The sequence below is a fragment of the Pseudomonas sp. DC3200b2 genome (genome assembly GCF_049895785.1).
Classification (GTDB): domain Bacteria; phylum Pseudomonadota; class Gammaproteobacteria; order Pseudomonadales; family Pseudomonadaceae; genus Aquipseudomonas; species Aquipseudomonas massiliensis.
The window spans coordinates 35735-55467 of the sequence record NZ_JAFCTA010000001.1 but is presented as its reverse complement, the minus strand read 5'-3'; the positions used below and the strand labels follow the sequence as shown (position 1 = coordinate 55467).

Genomic DNA, 19733 nt, shown 5'->3' with positions numbered 1-19733 from the left:
AGCCAGTCAGCTTGAAAATGGACGCCAATGTTAGCGCATCGCCCGGCCGAGACACAGCCTTGGCAAAGACACGAGCCGGGCTTTGCGGTATACAGGCCCCTGCGATGACGCCATCAGACATGCCTACAGGAACAGGCCCATGACAGTACGTTCACTTGCCTTGCTCTGCTGCCTCGGGCTGCTGGCTGCCTGCGCCGGCGAACCGCCCACGCCAGCGGTACCCGCCAGCCCGGTGACCAAGCCCGCCGCCCCGGACATTCGTGACCCCGAGCCGCTCGGCCCTCTGCCTGCCTACCAGCGCGAGCTCAGCGGGCAATTGCTGGCCATTCCCAGGGGCGCCGAAGTAGAGCTGGCCATGCTGGTAGTGGATGATCGCGGCCGTCCACAACAGTTGCTGGCCAACACGACGCTGGCCGGAACGGGGCAGCCCCTGCCCTTCCGGCTGCGCTTCAACCCGGAGGCCTTCCCCCAGCAGGGCCACGTTGAACTGCGCGGCCGAGCGAGCCAATCCGGGCAGCTGATCCTGCACCTGCCGCCCAGACAGATCGGCGGCCCCGCCACCCAGGCGCTGGGTACGCTGGAAATGACCAAGGCGCCATGACGTCCCTGGAACTGCTCCAGACAGCCGTACGGGAATTGCTCGGCGACGCCCGCTTGATCGAATCGACCTTGCCGGGTACCGACTTGCGCCTGTGGCTGCTCGACCCGGCCCATATGGCTCGCCCGTTCAGCGGCGAGGAAACCCGACGCATCCTCCAGGCTCCGCCCTACTGGAGCTTCTGCTGGGCCAGCGGGCTGGCCATGGCTCGCTGGCTGGCTTCGCACCCGCAGTGGGTACAAGGCAGGCGCGTGCTGGATTTCGGCGCAGGCTCCGGCGTGGCGGCCATTGCCGCGGCCCGGGCGGGGGCCGCTGAAGTGGTCGTCTGTGACATCGACGAACTGGCCCTGGCAGCCTGCGAAGCCAACGCGGCGCTGAACGGAGTAACGCTTGGCCACAGCGGGGACTTCACCACCGCCCAAGGCCCGTTCGACCTGATCCTGGTCGCCGACGTACTCTATGACCTCGAGAACCTGCCTCTGCTGGACCGCTTTCTCGAGCATGCGCCCCATGCCCTGGTAGCGGACTCCCGGGTGCGGGACTTCAAGCATCCGGCCTATCGACAGCTCGCATGCCTGGACGCCTTGACCCTGCCGGACCTGGCCGAGCCCGCGGAATTTCGCCGGGTCAGCCTGTACCATGGCCAGGCACTGACTACCGGGCCACGAGCGCAGCCTTTATAGTGTCATCAACCTTGCCTTCTTCGGGATTCACCATGAGTCAGGACACCCCTTACATCTTCGACGCCACCGATGCCAACTTCCAGCAACTGGTGCTCGAGAACTCCTTCCACAAACCGGTGCTGGTGGATTTCTGGGCAGACTGGTGCGCACCCTGCAAGGCGCTGATGCCGATATTGCAGAAGATTACCGAAAGCTACCAAGGGGAGCTGTTGCTGGCCAAGGTGAACTGCGACGTGGAACAGCAGGTGGTGGCCATGTTTGGCGTGCGCAGCCTGCCGACCGTGGTGCTGTTCAAGGATGGTCAGCCGGTGGATGGTTTCGCCGGCGCCCAGCCCGAGTCGGCGATCCGCGCGATGCTTGAGCCCCACGTGGCCGAGCCGGCCCCCGCCGCGGCAGATCCTTATGAGCAAGCCCAGGCACTGTTCGCCGAAGGTCGCTACAGCGAGGCGGAGGCCACCTTGCAGGCTTTGCTCAGCACCGACAATAGCAATGCCGGCGCGCTTATCCTCTACGCCCGCTGCCTCGCTGAGCGCAACGCATTGAGCGAGGCGGAGACAGTGCTTAACGCGGTTACGGGTGATGAACACAAGGCGGCCCTGGCGGGCGCGAAGGCGCAGTTGACCTTCCTGCGCCAGGCCGGCGACCTGCCGGATGCCGCCGAGCTGAAAAGCCGATTGGCCCAGAACCCCAGCGACGACGAAGCCGCCTATCAACTGTGCGTACGCCAACTGGCCCGCCAGCAGTACGAGGCTGCCCTGGACGGCTTGTTGAAGCTGTTCCAGCGCAACCGGGCGTACAACGAAGGGCTGCCACACAAGACGCTGCTGCAAGTCTTCGATTTGCTGGGCAATGATCATCCCCTGGTGACCACCTACCGCCGCAAGCTTTTCGCCGCGCTTTACTGACCAGCCCAGGTATACAGTGGCGCGTCGGCGCCACTGAGTACCCGCACCTGTGGGCAATGGCGCAAGCGCACCAACAGCCGCTTGCCCGCCTGGGCACTGCCGGCCAGCCCTTCCAATTGTTCGAACAAGGCCGGGCCACTGATCTGGCCGCTGGCTTCGACCAGTGCCAGCGCGCGTTCCCACAGCTCGTCGCTGGCCGCCGCCATTTGTGGCGTAGGCGAAGCCGGGGTTTCCAGCGCATGGGCGTCACCTGCCGGGGTAACCTGCAGCACGCCTTGCAATCGGGCCCAATCGCTCTCGCCCATTTCGATGCAAAGGTCCACCGGCCACTGGCCAAGGGTACCCGTGATTCTGATCATTCCTTCACCTCGTGAAATAGGATTCCGACCATAGCACGGGTGTTACCGCCGGGGTCATGATGGCTTACATGAAACCCTCATGGACGAGGCTAGGCGGGATGACCACAATAGTTATAACATAACGAAAATTTACCAGCGGACCGGACTTATCATGCGCCATGCTCTACTTGCGTTTTCTCTTTGCCTGCTGCCCAGCCTGAGCCACGCAGCGGCACCCGATAATCATGGCAGCCTGGGCGCCCATGAGCATGGCACTGTCCATCTGGATGTCGCCCTGGATGGCCAAACCCTTGCCCTGGACCTGGATAGCCCGGGCATGAACCTGGTGGGCTTCGAGCACGCACCCACGTCCGATGCAGACCGTGCCGCCGTTGCCCGCGCGCGGGAAAAACTGACTGCGCCCCTGGAGCTGTTCAACCTCCCAACCGCGGCCCGTTGCAGCGTGACCCGCCAGGAGCTGCTCAGCCCCCTCTTTGGCAATGCAGCTTCCGACCACGACCACGATGAGCATGACGCCGACGCGCACCACGAGCACAGCGATGTGGACGGTCACTTCCAGTTCCATTGCGAGCAACCCCAGGCACTGACGGGCTTGGATCTGGCACGGTTCTTCACCACCTTCCCGTCGACCCACAAGGTGCTGGTCCAAGCCATTACCCCCAATGGCCAGGTTGGCCTGGATGCCACCCCGGACAACAGCAAGCTGGCTTTCTGAACATGACCGCAGCCTTGATCGAACTCCAGGAAGTGGGCTTCGCCTGGCCAGGCCAGCCCGAGCTTCTGGACTTGCCTTCATTGCGGCTGGACCGCGGCCAAAGCCTGTTCTTGAAGGGGCCGAGCGGCAGCGGCAAAACCACCTTGCTGGGGCTGTTGGGCGGTGTGCGACTGCCCGGCCGTGGTCAGGTGCTGCTGCTGGGGCAGAACCTGGCCGCGCTGGGTCAGGGCGCCCGTGACCGCTTCAGAGTGGACCACACCGGATATATCTTCCAGCAGTTCAACCTGTTGCCGTTCCTGTCCGTGCGCGAGAACGTATCGCTGCCTTGTCAGTTCTCGAGCTTGCGCAAGGCTCGCGCGCTGGAACGTTACGGCAGCGTCGAAAAGGCGGCACATACCCTCCTTGAGCGCCTTGGACTGTCGAACGAACTATGGGAAAGACGCGCCGACGCGCTCTCTATCGGCCAGCAGCAAAGGGTCGCCGCGGCCCGATCGCTCATTGGCCAGCCGGAACTGGTGATCGCCGATGAGCCGACCTCGGCGCTGGACAGTGACGCCCGCGAGGCTTTCCTGCGGTTGCTGTTCGAAGAGTGCCGGGCCGCCGACGCAGGGCTGCTGTTCGTCAGCCACGACCAGAGCCTGGCCACACTGTTCGACCGCGCTGAATCCCTGATTGAACTGAACCGCGCCGCGCGCGCGCCGGAGGCCTGATGCCTTTGTTACGCCTGGCCCTGGCAAGCCTGGGCAATCGCCGTTTCACCGCCGCGTTGACGGCCTTCGCCATCGCCGTGTCGGTTTGCCTGCTACTGGCGGTGGAGCGCGTGCGCACCGAAGCCCGAGCCAGCTTCGCCAGCACGATCAGCGGCACCGATCTGGTGATAGGCGCCCGCTCTGGGTCCATCAACCTGTTGCTGTACTCGGTATTCCGCATCGGCAATGCCACCAACAACATCCGCTGGAGCAGCTACGAACACTATGCGAACGACCCCCGAGTGAAGTGGGCGATTCCCATTTCCCTGGGCGACTCCCATCGCGGTTATCGAGTGATGGGTACGGACCTGAACTACTTCGAGCACTACCATTATGGCCAAGGGCAAGCCCTGGCGCTGGCCGAGGGACGCCCCTTCGCTGAAGACCCCTTCGAGGTGGTATTGGGCGCCGAGGTAGCCCAGGCCCTGCATTACAAGCTGGGCGACGAACTGGTGCTGGCCCACGGCGTGGCTACCATCAGCCTGGTCAAGCATGACGACAAGCCCTTCAAGGTGGTGGGCATCCTCAAGCGCACCGGCACCCCGGTCGATCGCACCCTGCATATCAGCCTGGCAGGCATGGAAGCCATGCACATCGACTGGCACAACGGCATGCCGGCCCGCGGCGAGCAACGCATCAGCGCCGAACAAGCCCGGCACATGGACCTTGCGCCCAAGGCCATTACCGCGATGCTGGTGGGCCTGAACAACCGGGTAACGACCTTTGCGCTGCAGCGTGAGGTCAACGAATACCTGGACGAACCGCTGCTGGCGATACTGCCAGGGGTAGCGCTCCAAGAGCTGTGGAGCCTGATGGGCACAGCGGAGCAGGCGCTGTTCGTGGTCTCGCTGTTCGTAGTGCTGACTGGTTTGATCGGTATGCTCACGGCCATCCTGACCAGCCTCAACGAGCGCCGACGGGAGATGGCCATTCTGCGCTCGGTGGGTGCCCGCCCATGGCAGATCGCCTTTCTGATGATCGCTGAAGCCGGAGCCCTGGCGTTGACGGGGATAGTGGCAGGGGTGGCGCTTCTGTACGCAGGCATCGCCGGTGCCCAAGGCTTCGTACAGGCCAACTATGGGCTGTACTTGCCCCTGGCGTGGCCTAGCAGGTATGAATGGTCCCTGCTCGGGCTGGTATTGATCGCGGCCTTGCTTATTGGCGCCCTCCCCGCCTGGCGGGCTTACCGGCAATCGCTGGCCGATGGCCTTACCGTACACCTGTAGGCGGCCGCCTGCAGTGTGATGATTCCATGATGAGAGATCCGATGCGCTACCTGTGGTTCTGCATGCTCATGCTACTGGCGAAAACCGTTGCGGCGGATCAAATCCAGGTGCTGACCTGGGAGGCGCTGATCCCCCCGGACGCGCCCAAGATCGCCCCGGTGCTTACCCCCATGCATGATCTGTCCAAGCTGAGTACCGGGCTGGTGGAAGCGGCGCCGGCGGCTCATCAGCTGGCTCCCCACGCCCCGGTGGTCAAGGCACTGGATGGCCAGCGGGTGCGCCTGCCCGGCTATATCGTACCGCTGGAGGTAAACGACGACGGCCGCACCACGGATTTTCTCCTGGTGCCCTATTACGGCGCCTGCATCCATGTACCACCGCCTCCCTCGAACCAGATCGTCCATGTACATACAGAGCTGGGGGTGAAGGTAGAGGAGCTGTATCAGCCCTATTGGGTCGAAGGCCCTATGCAGGTCAAGGCCAGTGTCAGCGATCTGGCCGAAGCGGGTTATCAGCTGGAGGCGGAGAAAATCTTCGCTTACGAACTGCCGGACTGAGCCAGGCATGCGACGGGTTGTCGCAGGCCTAGCCGGTCATTTATTGCTCCAAGTCAATAATTGCACCAAGTGAGACGTTCAGGATGGCGCCATTCGTTCGTCAATGGAGCTTTCATGAAAACGTCTGTGTTCACTGCCGCTGTCCTTGCCCTGGCGCTTGCCGCCCCCGCGGCCTTCGCTCACCAGGCTGGGGACTTCATCATCCGTGCCGGCGCGGCCAAGGTTGCCCCCAACGAAGACAGCGGTGAACTCAAGCTTGACGGTACCCGCGTCAGCGGCACCAAGGCGACCCTGGACGGCGACACACAACTGGGCCTGGCCCTGGCATACATGATCACCGACCATGTGGGCATCGAACTGCTGGCCGCCACGCCCTTTCAGCATCGGGTCGGCGTAAAGGGCATCAGCGCGGCTACCGGCATCGATGGCCTGGACGGCAAGCTGGGCGACATCCGCCAATTGCCACCCACCCTCTCCCTCCAGTACTACCCCCTGGCGCCAAGCTCGCGCCTGCAGCCCTATGCGGGCATAGGGGTCAACTACACCCTTTTCTATAACGAAGACCTGAGCAGCCAGCGCAAGGCCCAGGGCTTCAGCCATTTCAAGCTGCAAGACTCCATCGGGCTGGCCGGGCAATTGGGTATGGACTACATGCTTACCGACCACCTGATGTTCAATGCCGCCGTCTGGTACGCGGACATCAACACCAAGGCCAGCGTGGACGGCCCTACCGCGCTGGGCGTGGGCCGCACCAAGGTGAACGTCGAGGTGGACCCTTGGGTGTACATGGTCGGCCTGGGCTACAGGTTCTAGTAACGCCTACCGAAGCCGGGCGCGATCACCCTTCGGCAATCGCGCCGGCCACATTGGCCCGCGCGGCCGAAAGCATCAGGAAAACAGCAAGCGCCGCAGCCCTGTTTCCAGGGGCGTGGTTTCCTTCAGCTGGAAATGCGCCAGCAAACGCTGGTTGTCGGCCCGGGAGTGCTTGATGTCCCCGGCCCGGGCGGGCTGGTGGGTCACGGCGGGCAAACCGCCGAGCACGGCCCCCAGCGCCTGCAACAGGTGATTGAGCGAAGCGGCCTGGTTGAGCCCTACGTTGAACGGCCCCGCCGGCATCGCGTCAGCCTCAAGGGCTTGCACCAGCAGGCCGACCAGGTCTCCCACATAGAAAAAGTCCCGGGTTTGCTCGCCGTCGCCGAATACCGTGATAGGCAGGCCGGCCTGCGCGCGCTGCGCGAAGATGCTGATGACCCCCGAATACGGCGAGGAAGGGTCTTGCCGGGGGCCATAGATGTTGAAGAAGCGGAATACCACCGGTTCAAGGCCATGCTCACGCTGGTAGAAGTCCAGGTATTGCTCGCTGGCGAGCTTGTCTACGGCATAGGGGGTAAGGGGCGCCTTGGCCAAGTCTTCAGCGATGGCCTGCCCTTCCCCGTTATTGCCATACACGGCTGCGCTGGATGCGAACAGCACTCGCCGGATGCCATGGATACGCAGCGCTTCACACAAATTGAGGGTGCTGACGAAGTTGCTTTGGTGAGTGGCGACGGGGTTGTCCACGGACGCCTGCACCGACGCCACCGCCGCCAGATGAACAGCGGCGCTACACCCCTTGGCCGTCTCCAGCACCAGGCCGGCATCCGCGGCGTCGCCCGCGCACAGCTCCAGCCGAGGGTTGTCCAGAGGGAGATTTTCGCGCTTGCCGGTGCTGAGGTTATCCAGCACGCGAACGCCATGGCCGCGCGCCAATAGCGCATCGACGAGATGGGAGCCAATGAAGCCGGCGCCGCCGGTGATCAGGATAGGGCCGTCAGCCATGGCGGTAGTACCGATCCAGCAGGGCCGGCAACCCGGCGCGCCAGGCGCGGGGCTTGATGCCGAAGGTATGAAGGATTTTCTTGCAGGCCAGCACCGCATGCTGCGGTTCCTCGGCCGCATCGGCGCGAGCCGCGTGGGGTTCGGGCGTTGGCGCCTGGACCTGCAAGGGGTTTCGGCTGGCGGCTTCGGCGAGAATGGCCTGCCCCAGTACCAGGGCCGTGGTCGCTTCGTTGCCGGCGTAGTGGTAGGTGCCCCACAGCGGCGCCGAGCAATCCAGCTGCTTGAGCACCGAAAGAATGACCCGTGCCGCATCGTCCACGGGCGTGGGGTTGCCCCGGCGGTCGTCGGCCAGCATCAGGGCCCCGGCTTGCTCGGCACGGGCCAGGAAACGCCCGAGCAGGCCTTGCGGGCTATCATCGAGCAGCCAGCCGAAGCGCAGCAACACATGCTGCGGGCAGATGGCGCGCACACTTTGCTCGATTCGCCACAGGGCCTGGCCGCGCAACCCTAGGGGCAGCGGTTCGTCTTTCTCGCTGTAAGCCGTGGCGCGGGCGCCATCGAAAACCCGGTAGCTGGATGGCTGCAACAGGATCATGCCATGGTGCTGGCAAAGCTCGGCGAGCCGCTCCACCGCGCGTTCCTGCCCGGCCAGGCGCTGTGCGCTGACTTCGCCGGCCTGGAACCAGTCGAAGTAGTAGGCGAGATTGACCACGGCATCCGGGCGGGTGTCATCCAGCAACTGGGTCAGGCTTGCGGCATCCCAGCCGTCTTGCGGCGGGCGCGGGGCAAGGAAGCTGATGTCTTCTTCGGCCCCCTGGCGAATCAGCGCTTGACCAAGGGCGCTACCGCCGCCCAACAGCATTAGGCGCATTCGCATAGAGTCAACAGATCCAATGATGTGTAATCGTGGCCATGCCACGAAAGACTCAGTATTTTGCGGGTTTCTTGGCTGATAGTCACCCCGCCCGGTGAAGTTTCCCTGGGCTGGCGACTGAGCGGGAACTTCAGCCGAACAAGGGCCGCCGCTGGGTCGGCAGGTTGGACCAGGCTTGATCCAGATCACGCAGCCCCCAGTCCTCGGGCAGTTCGATGCGAACGATGCGATCTTCACCGTTGGCCAGGTCCAGCAAGGCGGGGCTCAACAACTGTCGCCGCTTGCAATCCAGCACCAGGCTGACCCGGGGCGTCAGCAAGGCGGTTTCATTCTGCTCGACCACCACGGCAAGGCGATCGCTGGCCAGGCGAACGAGCGCGCCCACGGGGTAGATCCCAACGGTACGAACGAATGCCTGGAACAGGTGCTGGTCGAAATGCCCTTTCCAGCCGGCCATTTCCTTGAGGGCGTGGGCGGGGCCCCAGGGCTTCTTGTAAGGCCTGGCCGAAGTAATGGCATCGTACACATCGCAGATGGCGCCCATGCGCGCCATGGGGCTGATGAGCTCGCCAGACAGCCCGTGGGGATAGCCGGTGCCATCGAACTTCTCATGATGATGCAGGCATACGTCGATGGCCGCCACGCTCAGGAAGCCGCTGCGGCGCAGGATTTCCAGGCCACTGCCGGGATGGGCGCGGACCACGGCGAACTCCTCGTCGCTCAGCCGCCCTGGCTTGTTGAGGATTTCCAGGGGAATCGCCATTTTGCCGATGTCGTGAAGCAAACCCGCCGTTCCCATTTCCAGAACCACATCATCAGGCTCTTGTAGCTGGCGGCCCAGGGCGACCATAAGGCCGCACACGGCCACCGAATGCATGTAGGTATATTCGTCGGCGCTTTTGAGCCGGGCCAGGCTGATCAGCGCGTGAGGGTGACGCATCACCGAAGCGGAGATTTCCTCGACCACCGCCACGCAAGCCTCGCTCGTGATGGCTTGTCCAAGACGCGCATCGTTGAACATGCTGGCCACGGCCCGCTTGGCGCGGGAGCAGGCAGAGATGGCCTGCTCTACTTCGTCCTGCAGGCTCTGGGAAGCGGGCGCCACGGTGACCGCCGGTTCTTCCGAGCTGATGTCCAGCCCGCGACTGGTGTCGATGTACACCTCATCCAGGCCGGCGGCCCGGATGCGTTCCAGGTCCACCGGGTGCTGGACCTTGAAGCCGACCTTCCATAACGGCTGCGTGATGCCGCTGCCCACTGCCTCATGCAGGAACATGCCTAACGTTAGCTCGTCGATGGATATCTTTCGGATCATGGCCCGGGCCCCAATAGTGCTCAACCTTGTATCGGCACTATGCAGTCCTAGAGTAGATCCTCGCCGTAGCCGCCGACGAACGTGACGCCGTACCCCCACGGCGGACATCCGGGAGGCACGGCGGTAACCTGCATGGAGCAGTCCTGGGAAACCGGTGCAGCCACGCGTTATCGACCCAGGCCGCTACACCAGCTCCTTGCAGCGGTACCACAGCATTCCCAGCGCCAACAAAGGCGAGCGCAGGCGCTTGCCGCCAGGGAAGCGGCGATGGGGCACCCGACCGAACAGATCCACGGCGCGGCTCTCCTGCTCGGCGATGGCCTGGGCCAGGATACGAGCGGCAAAGTGGGTCACATTCAAGCCATGCCCAGAATACCCCTGGGCGTAATAGACGTTCGGCGCGCTGGGCAGGCGACCGATCTGCGGGAAGCGATTGGCGCTGATGCCGATCATCCCGCCCCAGTGGAATTCGATGCCGACGCCCCTGAGCTGAGGAAACACGCGCTCCATCTTCGGCCGCATGTACTCGGCGATGTCGGTCGGATCCCGTCCCGAATAATGGCAGGCACCGCCGAACAACAAGCGGTGGTCCGCGCTCAGCCGGTAATAGTCCAAGGCCACGCGTTGGTCGCACAGCGCCATGTTCTGCGGAATCAGTGCGCGTGCGCGCGCCTCACCCAGGGGTTCGGTGGCGATCACGTAGCTGCCGGCAGGCAACAGCTTGCCCTCCAGCGCTGGCTCCAGATCGTCGAGAAAAGCGTCGCAAGCCAGCACCAATTGACGCGCGCTCACTTGCCCCTGATCGGTGAATACGCGCACCTGGGCGCCTTTTTCGATCCGACGTACAGGGGAAGCTTCATAGATCACCGCGCCGTGGGATTCGGCCAGGGCGGCCTCGGCCTGGATCAACTTCAGCGGATGCAGATGCCCCGACCCCATGTCGATCAGCCCTCCGACGTAGATATCCGAGGCTACCACCTGGTGCAGGTCGGCCTTGGTCACCAGCTTGAGCGGATGAGGATAACCCTGGGCCTGCAAGGCTTGCAGTTCTTCCTGGAACCCCTGCCAATGCTTAGCGTTATTGGCCAGGTCGCAGTATCCCCAGCGCAGGTCGCAGTCGATGCGATGACGCTCGACCCGCTGGCGCACGATGTCCACGGACAGGGTGCCGGCTTCCTGCAGGAAGCGCACCCCTTCGGCGCCCAGCAAGTGTTCGAAGCGCTCGACGTCATGGCCAAGGCCACGAATCAGCTGCCCGCCGTTGCGCCCACTGGCGCCCCACCCCACGCGCTGGGCCTCCAGCACAATGACCGAAAGCCCGCGCTCGGCCAATTCCAGGGCGGTGTTGATCCCGGTGAAGCCACCGCCCACCACGCAAACGTCGGCGCTGACCTCACCTTGCAAGGAAGCACGCGGCGCCACGGGCGCGACACTGGCGGCATAGTAGGAGCCAACATGGGGAAGTGCGGTGGACATTGCAGGCTCCATCATTTGCGGGTGCGTTTGACTTCAGTCCATTCCCGGGTCATCAGGCGCATGATGTCCTTGGGCAACTCCCTGGACACATAGAGCTTGGCCATGACCTCGGGCGGCGGGTAGATGCCAGGGTTGCCGGTGATGGCCTCGCCCATGAGCGGATTGGAGGCCGGGTTAGGGTTGGCGTAGCCCACGGTTTCGCTGATGTCCGCGATGACCTTGGGATCGAGCACATAGTCGATGAACGCCAGGGCCTGCTCAGGGTGCTCGGCGTCCTTGGGGATGGCCAGCATGTCGAACCAGACGTTGCCGCCCTCCTTGGGCACTACGTAGGCCACGTTCACACCGTTCCTGGCTTCTTCGGCACGGCTGGCGGCCTGGATCACGTCACCGGAGTAACCGAAGGCCACGCAGATATCCCCATTGGCCAGGTCACTGACGTACTTGGAGGAATGGAAGTAGGTAACGTAGGGTGCCACTGTCTTGAGCTTTTGCGCGGCGCGTTTGTAGTCCTCGGCTTTCTCACTACGCGGGTCCATGCCGAGGTAGTTGAGCATGGCCGGGAAGAGTTCATCCGGTGAATCCATGAACGACACGCCACAGGCGCTCAGTTTCTTGATGTTCTCGGGCTCGAACAGCACGGCCCAGGAGTCGATCCTGTCTATACCCAGGACCTGCTTGACCTTGTCTACGTTGTAGCCGATGCCGTTGGTACCCCAGAGGTAAGGCACCGCGTACTGGTTGCCCGGATCGTTATCCTCCAGGCGCTTCATGAGCTGTGGGTCCAGGTTCTTCCAGTTGGACAGTTTGCTGCGGTCCAGCTTCTGGAAGGCGCCAGCCTTGATCTGCCGACCCAGGAAATGGTTGGAGGGCACCACCACGTCGTAGCCGCTATGCCCGGTGACCAGCTTGCCCTCGAGGGTTTCGTTGGAGTCGAACACATCGTAGACCGGCTTGATGCCGGTGGCCTTCTCGAAGTCTTCCAAGGTGGTCGGGGCGATATAGTCCGTCCAGTTATAGATCTTTACCGTGCTGCCTTCAGCATGGGCTTGGGCCATTGCGCCCAGCAGTACGGCCGACGAACAAAGCGTTGCGACAACTGACTTCATGGTGCCTCCAACAGGGGTGGGAAGGTGGGCAGGCTCAGACACTCATCATCAGGAATTCACGTTCCCACGAGCTGATCACACGTTTGTAGTTCTCATGCTCCGCCCGCTTGACCGCGGCGTAGCCTTGAACGAATTTAGCCCCTAATACGCGGATGAGCGCGGCGCTGCCTTCCATTCGTTCCAGCGCATCCTCGATGGTCAGAGGCAGGCGCAGGTTGCGCCGTTCATAGCCACGCCCTTGTACGGGTGCGCTCGGCTGGCAACCCTCGATCATGCCCAGGTAGCCGCAAAGCAGGCTGGCGGCAATGGCCAGGTAGGGGTTGGCGTCGGCGCCGGGCAGGCGGTTTTCCACGCGTCGGCCTTGAGGTGTGGAGGCTGGCACGCGCAGGCCCACGGTGCGGTTCTCTTCCCCCCACTCCACGTTCACCGGGGCGGAGGTATCAGGCAGGAACCGCCGGAACGAATTGGCGTTGGGCGCGAACAAGGGCAATACTTCGGGGATATAGCGCTGCAAGCCACCGATGTGATTCAGGAACAGCGTGCTGGCACTGCCGTCTTCGGTGCTGAAGATGCTTTTGCCAGTATGGAGGTCTACCACGCTCTGGTGAATGTGCATGGCACTGCCCGGCTCATCGGTGATCGGCTTGGCCATGAAGGTGGCGGCCACGTTGTGCTTGAGCGCGGCCTCACGCATGGTGCGCTTGAACACCGTGATCTGGTCAGCCAGGTCCAGGGCGTCGCCGTGACGGAAATTGATCTCCATCTGGGCGGGGCCGTCTTCATGGATCAGCGTATCCAGGTCCAGGCCCTGGGCTTCGCACCAGTCATAGACGTCTTCGAAGAGCGGGTCGAATTCGTTGGCCGCCTCGATGGAAAACGATTGCCGCCCGCTCTCCGGCCGGCCGGAACGCCCTAGCGGCACTTGCAGTGGAAGGTCCGGGTCGTCGCAGCGCTGGGTCAGGTAGAACTCCATCTCAGGGGCCACCACAGGCCGCCAGCCCTGCTCGGCGTAAAGCGCCAGCACACGCTTGAGCACATTGCGCGGCGACAGCTCGATCGGGTTGCCGTAGCGGTCGAAGGTGTCGTGGATCACCATCGCGGTGGGCTCGATGGCCCACGGCAGCACATAGGCCGCGGCTGGGTCCGGACGGCAGTTCATATCGATGTCGGCAGGGTCCAGCAGCGCGTAGTAGATCTCGTCATCGACAAAGTCGCCGGTCACTGTTTGCAGCAGCACGCTTTCGGGCAAGCGCATGCCGTGCTCATTCAGGAATTTGCTGGTGGGCAAGATCTTGCCGCGGGCAATACCGGTCAGGTCGCTGACCACGCATTCCACTTCGGTGATGCCGTAGGTTTTCAACCACTCGCTAAGGGGCGCTGCGACGCTGCTGTTCATGTGGCCTCTGCCATCTTCGCTGGGAGCTAGTGCGCCGGCACGCTGCCGGTTCGCTGGGGCCATGCTCGAACATCCGCCGAGTGGGGTCTATCCGTTTTCAACAAAGCTGTACGCCCCACTTTGGTGCGCTACCGATGCCAGTGGCGCCCGTCTTGTAGGTGCCTTGGCCACACTGTTAAGGTGAGGCGCCCCCAGAACAAACCCAACAGGCCACCCATGCCGTTCAAGGTCGTGGAAACCGCTGCCGCTGATGAACAAGGTGCCGCGAATGCCGGCTGGCATCTGCACTACGCGCAGATGTCGGCGGGCCAGTTCCGTGGCCGTCTGGTGGAAGCTGATCTGGCAGGCGTTCAGGTGTACGAGGAGTACATGAACACCCGCATCGAGCAGTACTACCAGGCGCCCCAGAATGCCTTGGTGTTCAGCTTCGACATGGCTGACGCCAGCCTCTATCTGTTGGACGCGAGCACCCAGAACCTATGGATTACGCCTGAAAACTATCGAGAGATCGCGGTGGTGGTACAGCAGGACCGGCTTGGCGCGCGCCAGCTGAACCCGCTGTTCGAGGAACTGCTGTTGACGCCCTTGAGGTCCGTCCATGGTGGTCTGTTCATGCGTTGGCTCAGCACCACCCTTGGGCAGATGGCCGAGGCGGCCGATACCGACCCCGGCGCCGCCGAGCATCTGACCCTGCAGTTGGTCGATGACTGCCTTTTCGTGCTGGAGCAATCCAGCCAGGCGCAGCACGGTTCCACCATTCGCCGGGTGCGCCAGCACCGACGCATCGTTCAGCGTGTGCAGGAGCTGGTCAGCGCTTACCCCACCGAGCATTTCAGCGCGGTGCAGCTGGCCGACTGCGCGGGGGCAAGTTTCCCCCAACTGCGCATGGCCTTCGCCGAGTGCGTCGGCATGGCCCCCACGGCCTGGCTGCGCATGCGTCGCCTGAATCTGGCGCGTCAGGCACTGCTCCGGGCACGTCCAGGAGAAACCACGGTAGCGGACGTCGCCATGCGCTATTCCTTCTGGCATTTGGGCCGCTTCGCCGAAGCCTATCGCACCCTTTTCCTGGAAAGCCCGAGCCAGACCCTGGCCGCTGGCATCAGCTGAGCGTCCGCGCCCGGCGCTTGAACATCCACAACCCGTAGGCCAGCCCCAGCACCGCCGACACGCTGGAGGCACAGAGCACGCTCAGCTTGGCAGCGCCCAGCATGGCGGGATCACTGAATGCCAGGCCGGCGATGAAGATCGCCATGGTGAAACCGATGCCGGCCAACAGCCCTACCAGCGCCACGCCTGCCCAGGTAACGCCTGAAGGCAGCTCACAAAGTTTCAAGCGCACCAGGGCAAAACTGGCCAGTAGCACACCCAGCGGCTTTCCCACCACCAGGGCCAGGCCAACCCCGACCATTACGTTGAAAGCCGCGGGCGCGGTGACGTTCACGCCTTGCAGGTTCACGCCGGCGTTGGCCAGGGCGAACAGTGGCATGATGCCGTAGGCCACCCAGGGGTGCAGGCGCTGCTGCACCCGTTGCACCGGCGGCAGCACCTGCCGCTGGGCCTGAAGCAATTGCTTGAGCGGCGCTGCGGCCTGCTTGGGCTGTTCCTGAACCTGACGGGTCAACTCATGGAAAGCGGCGGTCAGCATGTCCAGAGGGCTTTGGCGGGCCGGCAGGGGCCGCACCGGCGTCATCAGCCCTAGCACCACGCCCGCCAGGGTTGGGTGCACGCCCAGCTTGAACAGCCCATACCACGTCAGCGTACCCGGCACCAGGTACACCCAGGCCAGGCCGATGCCCATGCGCTGCAGGGCCAGCACACCCACCAGCCCGGCCGCGGCAATGCCAAGGCCCGCATAGTCAAGGCTGGTGGTATAGAAGACGGCGATGATCAGAATGGCCACGATATCGTCGATGATGGCCAAGGCCAGCAGAAACACCCGGATGTTGTTGGGTAACGAACGGCCGAGCAACGCTAGCACCCCGACGGCGAAGGCAATATCCGTCGCGGTGGGTACCGCCCAGCCATGGGCGGTAGGTTGACCGCCGTTGAGTGCCAGATAGAGACCGGCGGGCACCAGCACCCCACCCATGGCCGCGCCTATCGGTAGCGTCGCCAACTTGAGATTCGACAGAGCCCCATCATGGATCTCCTGACGGATCTCCATGCCCACGACCAGAAAGAAAATGGTCATCAGCCCATCGTTGACGAGAAAATGCAGCGATTCGCCCAGGCTCCATTCACCCAGGGTCAACGTCAGGTGCGTATGCCAGAAGGTTTCATAGCCATGGGCCGAGCTGCCATTGGCCCAGATGAGCGCGGCCACGGCGGCGACGACCAGCACGATGCCGCTGACCGCTTCGATATGGCTGAAGCGCTCGAGCGCAGCCAGGGCGCGGCTGGTCAGGACTTGAGGTAGCGGGATGGACTTGGAGACAGGGCGTGATTCGGAAGGCATATCGACTCCCCGCCAGCGGCCCGACCGGCGATGAGTGTTTAACCTGCGCGCTGGCCCGATGCCAGGGCGCACCCCGACGGAATGATAGGGAGATGGGCCCGTACGTGCAAATCTGGTGTGGGAGTCAGCGACAGATGACGAAGCTGGCTATCTTCATAGCCATTCGCTAGCTGCCGCCAGCCCCCACAGCGAGCAGCGCTGGTACTTACCAGGGCGCAGCGGTCTTAGAACGGGTGTACTCACCAAAAATCGTAAACAAGTCAGATCTTCCTTGTGAGTCAACGCGTTGGTGATGAGGCACGTGTCATCCGCCCAAAAACGTAAACGCAACCAAGATTTGAAGCCCTGTTGTTTACACTTTCCCCCCAGCCTGGCGCACGCCTAAGTCAGGACCAGAATGGACGGTTCTCCCAACCTGCAACCAGGCCAAGCTCGGCCGTGGTCCGGCCTGCTTTAGCTAGGACGGACGTAGGCAGGGTCGACATCAACTGTTTGAACCGTACCTTCCAGTCGGAGGTGGGGTCGATTTTTTCGAGCAAAGCCTGGACGACGACTGCTCGGGCAAAAATGCGCCCTCGATCATTGTGACTGGGAAACTCACCAGCAATAGCCTTGGCGTATTTCGGCGCATCTGCGGTGATCGACGCGTTCCACAACCTGCCATGGTGGGCGCAGACATTTCGCAGGATGGTCAGGCTTTTCAGCCAAGTCACCAACACGGACTCGTCGTAGCCGAATTTGGCCGCTACAGTTTTGCGATGATCCAGGTGCAGATCACTGAACAGGCGCGAAAGCTGGCCGATGGTCATCGCTTCGAGAACCGTCCACACAGGCGGCAGGGCCGGCGTGTTGTAGTTATCGTAGTAATGCTTGATGGCCGCATTTTTTTCCGGAAGGCCCAACACCTGTTTCATGATGTCGCGATGGGCTTTGCAATCCTTGAAATGGATGGCGTCCAGGTAAAAATGACTACCGCAGGTCTTGTCTAAGGCCAAAGTGTTGATGATCGCTGCGCGGAACGCGACCCCGATGCGATCGATCGCATCCAGGAACACAAGACGTAGCCGTCGATCAAAGTCATAAAGCTGGAGGATATCGTCGAACTGAACGGTAGCAAAGAAGCGCTTTTGCGGGTCCTGCAGCGGCCGCATGTAAATCAGCAGGCGGTGATAGCAGATGAACTCCAAGGCGTGCAGGGCCTTGTCTCGCTGTCCTCGGATACCTAAGCCTTTGAGGCTAAGACGGCGCAGCAGAGCACTGGGTGGTTTCGCAGGCTTGAGGAAATAGAGGGGTGCTTGCGGCATGCCAAAGCATTCTGCGGTTACAGGGGGGCTAGAAATAACTAACCCCCTGGTGCGCAGTACGGGACAAGTCCCGCCCGAGGCGTGGGGGCTATTCTTGGGCTCAATGCTAACACGGCCCTACTGGTTGATCAAAATTTGATTAATCTGTCCAGCAACACGAGGCCAATCAATGGCTTCGCCTCTCATGTTTACAGCTCTGAAAGCCTACACCTCAGAACGGAATATCATCATCGAAGCTGTCGAAGTCATTCGACTGCTGCGGCGCCTGCTGCTGGGGCGCAGGGCGGGACTGCTGCTGCGGCTGGCTCTGCGGGCGTGGTGCCTGCTGGCGAGGAGCCTGGTTGTAGTTGCCGCCGCCTTGCTGGTCCTGGCCCTGCGGACGGCCACCGAGCAGTTGCATGGTGCCGTTGATGTCCACGATGATTTCCGTGGTGTAGCGCTTGATACCGTCCTTTTCCCACTCGCGGGTTTGCAGCTTGCCTTCGATGTAGACCTGCGAGCCCTTGCGAAGGTACTCGCCAGCGATCTCGGCGACCTTGCCGAACAGCGACACGCGGTGCCATTCGGTGCGCTCGACCTTCTGGCCGCTTTGCTTGTCGGTCCACTGCTCGCTGGTGGCCAGGCTCAGGTTGGTCACCGCGTTGCCGTTGGGCAAGTAGCGGACTTCCGGATCCTGACCGCATGTGCCGACCAGTATGACTTTGTTAACCCCGCGGGCCATATCGTTCTCCTAGGCGTCGCACGTGCTCTGGCGCGGGTTGACCAAGGCGTCGAGAGCAGCGCGATCCACAATTTTCGTATCCAGTTTGATATAGATGGCGGCTTCCTCGGCCACCACCACGGCGTCTGTCACCCCCGGGACGGCCATGAGCCGCTCGCTCAGCCCCGCATCGCGCGCCGCTTCAGGCGACAGAGGCAGGCGCAGGCTGGTGACATAGGGTGGTTCACGCATGGTACCAGCAATAGCCATCCACAACATGAGTAATGCCGCGCACCCCAGGAACACGCCGCCCAGCCCACCGTGCTGGAACATCCAGCCACCGAGGATGCCGCCCAGGGCAGCCCCCAGGAACTGGCTGGTGGAGTAAACCCCCATGGCGGTGCCCTTCCCTCCCGCCGGGGAAACCTTGCTCACCAAAGAGGGTAGCGAAGCTTCCAGCAGGTTGAAGGCGGTGAAGAAGACCACAGTCCCTACCACCAGCGAAACCAGGCTATGGGCCGCGCCCCAGAAGTACAGCTCGGTAAGCGCCAGAACCGCGATGGCGCCAACCAGCACACGCTTCATTTTGCGCTTCTTTTCGCCGTAGATGATGAACGGAACCATTGCAAAGAATGAGACGAACAAGGCGGTTAGGTAGACCCACCAATGCTGTTCCTTGGGCAGGCCGGCGCGCTCCACGTAGGCCAGGGGCAGGGCCACGAAGCTGGACATCAATATGGCATGCAGGATGAAGATGCCCGCATCCAGGCGCAGCAGGTCCGGATGCCGCAATGTGGGGCCCAACGCTTGGCGCGCCACGCCGGATTCCCGATGCTGGAGCGCGCGCGTCGAGCGCGGGACCACGAAGGCAACGATGAGCACGCCCAGCAGCGCCAGCGCGCCAGTGGCCATGAACAGGCCCTTGAGCCCGAATGCACGGGTAAGCAACGGCCCTACGACCATGGCGACGGCGAAGGACAAGCCAATGCTCATGCCGATCATGGCCATGGCCTTGGTGCGGTGCTGCTCGCGGGTGAGGTCTGAGAGCAGCGCCATGACCGCCGCGGAAATGGCGCCGGCACCTTGCAGGACCCGACCAAGGATTACGCCCCAGATGCCGTCCGCCTGCGCGGCGACCAGGCTACCCAGGGCGAAGACCGCCAGCCCGAGGTAGATCACAGGCAGGCGGCCGATTCGGTCGGAAATGATGCCGAAAGGAATCTGCAGTACCGCCTGGGTCAGCCCGTAGGCACCGATGGCCAGGCCGATGAGGGGCAAGGTGGCACCCGGCAGGTCCATGCCGTAGGTGGCGAGCACCGGCAGTACCATGAACATGCCCAGCATGCGGAAAGCGAACACGAGCGCCAAGCCGGCAGCGGCGCGGGTTTCGCCTCCGCTCATGCGTTCGCTGTGGAGATCTTGCATGGAATTACCTCATGTGAACCGGGCGGGATTCTACCAGTCCGATCACGTAACGGCACATTGAGTGACGCT

Annotated in this window: 20 protein-coding genes; 9 read left to right on the top strand and 11 right to left on the bottom strand. The window is 62.9% G+C overall.

Annotated elements, in window-relative coordinates; genetic code table 11:
* The first annotated feature begins 139 nt into the window (after positions 1 to 139).
* The 3 genes from ACP691_RS00325 to trxA are packed head-to-tail and all read left to right on the top strand — an operon-like array spanning position 140 to position 2186.
* Positions 140 to 601, top strand: a complete 462-nt coding sequence (locus ACP691_RS00325; RefSeq protein WP_426152363.1) for a YbaY family lipoprotein — start codon at positions 140 to 142, stop codon at positions 599 to 601.
* Complete coding sequence (locus tag ACP691_RS00320; RefSeq protein WP_426152361.1) at positions 598 to 1281, top strand: class I SAM-dependent methyltransferase; 684 nt, start codon at positions 598 to 600, stop codon at positions 1279 to 1281. Before ACP691_RS00325 ends, ACP691_RS00320 begins: the two co-directional genes overlap by 4 nt.
* A gap of 32 nt (positions 1282 to 1313) precedes the next feature.
* Positions 1314 to 2186 (top strand): thioredoxin, encoded by an 873-nt coding sequence (trxA, locus tag ACP691_RS00315; protein ID WP_426152359.1) that lies wholly within the window; start codon positions 1314 to 1316, stop codon positions 2184 to 2186.
* On the opposite strand, the gene ACP691_RS00310 is transcribed toward trxA, so the two are convergent.
* Positions 2180 to 2545, bottom strand: coding sequence for a hypothetical protein (locus tag ACP691_RS00310; RefSeq protein ID WP_426152357.1), 366 nt, complete (start codon positions 2543 to 2545; stop codon positions 2180 to 2182). The two genes, trxA and ACP691_RS00310, sit on opposite strands and share 7 nt — an antisense overlap.
* 151 nt (positions 2546 to 2696) lie before the next feature.
* On the opposite strand from ACP691_RS00310, the gene ACP691_RS00305 reads away from it, so the two are divergent.
* The 5 genes from ACP691_RS00305 (at position 2697) to ACP691_RS00285 (ending at position 6605) form a co-directional block, all read left to right on the top strand.
* Positions 2697 to 3260: a DUF2796 domain-containing protein gene (locus tag ACP691_RS00305; protein WP_426152355.1), complete on the top strand. Its 564-nt coding sequence runs from the start codon at positions 2697 to 2699 to the stop codon at positions 3258 to 3260.
* A gap of 2 nt (positions 3261 to 3262) precedes the next feature.
* Positions 3263 to 3970 (top strand): ATP-binding cassette domain-containing protein, encoded by a 708-nt coding sequence (locus tag ACP691_RS00300; RefSeq protein ID WP_426152353.1) that lies wholly within the window; start codon positions 3263 to 3265, stop codon positions 3968 to 3970.
* Positions 3970 to 5235, top strand: coding sequence for an ABC transporter permease (locus ACP691_RS00295; RefSeq protein WP_426152351.1), 1266 nt, complete (start codon positions 3970 to 3972; stop codon positions 5233 to 5235). Before ACP691_RS00300 ends, ACP691_RS00295 begins: the two co-directional genes overlap by 1 nt.
* 62 nt (positions 5236 to 5297) lie before the next feature.
* Positions 5298 to 5792 carry a DUF3299 domain-containing protein gene (locus ACP691_RS00290; protein ID WP_426152652.1) on the top strand — a complete coding sequence of 165 codons (495 nt, stop codon included), beginning with the start codon at positions 5298 to 5300 and terminating at the stop codon, positions 5790 to 5792.
* 114 nt (positions 5793 to 5906) lie between these two features.
* Complete coding sequence (locus ACP691_RS00285; protein ID WP_426152349.1) at positions 5907 to 6605, top strand: OmpW/AlkL family protein; 699 nt, start codon at positions 5907 to 5909, stop codon at positions 6603 to 6605.
* Between the two features lie 75 nt (positions 6606 to 6680).
* Here the strand turns inward: ACP691_RS00285 and ACP691_RS00280 are convergent, their stop codons facing one another.
* The 6 genes from ACP691_RS00280 to ACP691_RS00255 form a co-directional block, all read right to left on the bottom strand.
* The gene (locus tag ACP691_RS00280; RefSeq protein ID WP_426152347.1) at positions 6681 to 7610 is read right to left on the bottom strand and encodes an NAD-dependent epimerase/dehydratase family protein; all 930 of its coding nucleotides are present in this window, start codon (positions 7608 to 7610) and stop codon (positions 6681 to 6683) included.
* Positions 7603 to 8487 (bottom strand): sugar nucleotide-binding protein, encoded by an 885-nt coding sequence (locus ACP691_RS00275; protein ID WP_426152345.1) that lies wholly within the window; start codon positions 8485 to 8487, stop codon positions 7603 to 7605. Before ACP691_RS00275 ends, ACP691_RS00280 begins: the two co-directional genes overlap by 8 nt.
* A 127-nt stretch (positions 8488 to 8614) precedes the next feature.
* Positions 8615 to 9799 carry an HD-GYP domain-containing protein gene (locus tag ACP691_RS00270; protein ID WP_426152343.1) on the bottom strand — a complete coding sequence of 395 codons (1185 nt, stop codon included), beginning with the start codon at positions 9797 to 9799 and terminating at the stop codon, positions 8615 to 8617.
* Positions 9800 to 9982: 183 nt separating this feature from the next.
* Positions 9983 to 11275, bottom strand: a complete 1293-nt coding sequence (locus ACP691_RS00265) for an NAD(P)/FAD-dependent oxidoreductase (RefSeq protein ID WP_426152341.1) — start codon at positions 11273 to 11275, stop codon at positions 9983 to 9985.
* Between the two features lie 11 nt (positions 11276 to 11286).
* A complete protein-coding gene (locus tag ACP691_RS00260) occupies positions 11287 to 12384 on the bottom strand; it encodes a polyamine ABC transporter substrate-binding protein (protein WP_426152339.1) in 1098 nt (365 codons plus the stop codon).
* 34 nt (positions 12385 to 12418) lie between these two features.
* On the bottom strand, positions 12419 to 13780 hold the full coding sequence (locus ACP691_RS00255) for a glutamine synthetase family protein (RefSeq protein WP_426152337.1): 1362 nt from the start codon (positions 13778 to 13780) through the stop codon (positions 12419 to 12421).
* A gap of 216 nt (positions 13781 to 13996) precedes the next feature.
* Here ACP691_RS00255 and ACP691_RS00250 point away from each other — a divergent pair, with 216 nt between their 5' ends.
* Entirely contained in the window at positions 13997 to 14887 is an 891-nt protein-coding gene (locus ACP691_RS00250) for a helix-turn-helix domain-containing protein (protein WP_426152335.1), read from the top strand.
* Here ACP691_RS00250 and nhaA read toward each other — a convergent pair.
* The 4 genes from nhaA to ACP691_RS00230 all read right to left on the bottom strand — a co-directional run bounded on the left by nhaA (position 14880) and on the right by ACP691_RS00230 (position 19664).
* Positions 14880 to 16235, bottom strand: coding sequence for a Na+/H+ antiporter NhaA (gene nhaA / locus ACP691_RS00245; RefSeq protein WP_426152333.1), 1356 nt, complete (start codon positions 16233 to 16235; stop codon positions 14880 to 14882). The genes ACP691_RS00250 and nhaA overlap by 8 nt on opposite strands.
* Positions 16236 to 16621: 386 nt before the next feature.
* Positions 16622 to 17539, bottom strand: coding sequence for an Abi family protein (locus tag ACP691_RS00240; protein WP_426152331.1), 918 nt, complete (start codon positions 17537 to 17539; stop codon positions 16622 to 16624).
* 211 nt (positions 17540 to 17750) lie between these two features.
* Positions 17751 to 18260 (bottom strand): single-stranded DNA-binding protein, encoded by a 510-nt coding sequence (locus ACP691_RS00235; RefSeq protein WP_426152329.1) that lies wholly within the window; start codon positions 18258 to 18260, stop codon positions 17751 to 17753.
* 9 nt (positions 18261 to 18269) lie between these two features.
* Positions 18270 to 19664 carry an MFS transporter gene (locus ACP691_RS00230; RefSeq protein WP_426152327.1) on the bottom strand — a complete coding sequence of 465 codons (1395 nt, stop codon included), beginning with the start codon at positions 19662 to 19664 and terminating at the stop codon, positions 18270 to 18272.
* Positions 19665 to 19733: the final 69 nt, after the last annotated feature.

Coding starts and splice junctions, on each gene's coding strand:
- ACP691_RS00240 (WP_426152331.1), bottom strand. CDS start 17,539: ATGCCGCAAGCACCCCTCTATTTCCTCAAGCCTGCGAAACCACCCAGT.
- ACP691_RS00255 (WP_426152337.1), bottom strand. CDS start 13,780: ATGAACAGCAGCGTCGCAGCGCCCCTTAGCGAGTGGTTGAAAACCTAC.
- ACP691_RS00305 (WP_426152355.1), top strand. CDS start 2,697: ATGCGCCATGCTCTACTTGCGTTTTCTCTTTGCCTGCTGCCCAGCCTG.
- ACP691_RS00270 (WP_426152343.1), bottom strand. CDS start 9,799: ATGATCCGAAAGATATCCATCGACGAGCTAACGTTAGGCATGTTCCTG.
- ACP691_RS00290 (WP_426152652.1), top strand. CDS start 5,298: ATGCTCATGCTACTGGCGAAAACCGTTGCGGCGGATCAAATCCAGGTG.
- ACP691_RS00235 (WP_426152329.1), bottom strand. CDS start 18,260: ATGGCCCGCGGGGTTAACAAAGTCATACTGGTCGGCACATGCGGTCAG.
- ACP691_RS00260 (WP_426152339.1), bottom strand. CDS start 12,384: ATGAAGTCAGTTGTCGCAACGCTTTGTTCGTCGGCCGTACTGCTGGGC.
- ACP691_RS00265 (WP_426152341.1), bottom strand. CDS start 11,275: ATGTCCACCGCACTTCCCCATGTTGGCTCCTACTATGCCGCCAGTGTC.
- ACP691_RS00280 (WP_426152347.1), bottom strand. CDS start 7,610: ATGGCTGACGGCCCTATCCTGATCACCGGCGGCGCCGGCTTCATTGGC.
- ACP691_RS00230 (WP_426152327.1), bottom strand. CDS start 19,664: ATGCAAGATCTCCACAGCGAACGCATGAGCGGAGGCGAAACCCGCGCC.
- trxA (WP_426152359.1), top strand. CDS start 1,314: ATGAGTCAGGACACCCCTTACATCTTCGACGCCACCGATGCCAACTTC.
- ACP691_RS00250 (WP_426152335.1), top strand. CDS start 13,997: ATGCCGTTCAAGGTCGTGGAAACCGCTGCCGCTGATGAACAAGGTGCC.
- ACP691_RS00325 (WP_426152363.1), top strand. CDS start 140: ATGACAGTACGTTCACTTGCCTTGCTCTGCTGCCTCGGGCTGCTGGCT.
- ACP691_RS00300 (WP_426152353.1), top strand. CDS start 3,263: ATGACCGCAGCCTTGATCGAACTCCAGGAAGTGGGCTTCGCCTGGCCA.
- ACP691_RS00320 (WP_426152361.1), top strand. CDS start 598: ATGACGTCCCTGGAACTGCTCCAGACAGCCGTACGGGAATTGCTCGGC.
- ACP691_RS00285 (WP_426152349.1), top strand. CDS start 5,907: ATGAAAACGTCTGTGTTCACTGCCGCTGTCCTTGCCCTGGCGCTTGCC.
- ACP691_RS00295 (WP_426152351.1), top strand. CDS start 3,970: ATGCCTTTGTTACGCCTGGCCCTGGCAAGCCTGGGCAATCGCCGTTTC.
- ACP691_RS00275 (WP_426152345.1), bottom strand. CDS start 8,487: ATGCGAATGCGCCTAATGCTGTTGGGCGGCGGTAGCGCCCTTGGTCAA.
- ACP691_RS00310 (WP_426152357.1), bottom strand. CDS start 2,545: ATGATCAGAATCACGGGTACCCTTGGCCAGTGGCCGGTGGACCTTTGC.
- nhaA (WP_426152333.1), bottom strand. CDS start 16,235: ATGCCTTCCGAATCACGCCCTGTCTCCAAGTCCATCCCGCTACCTCAA.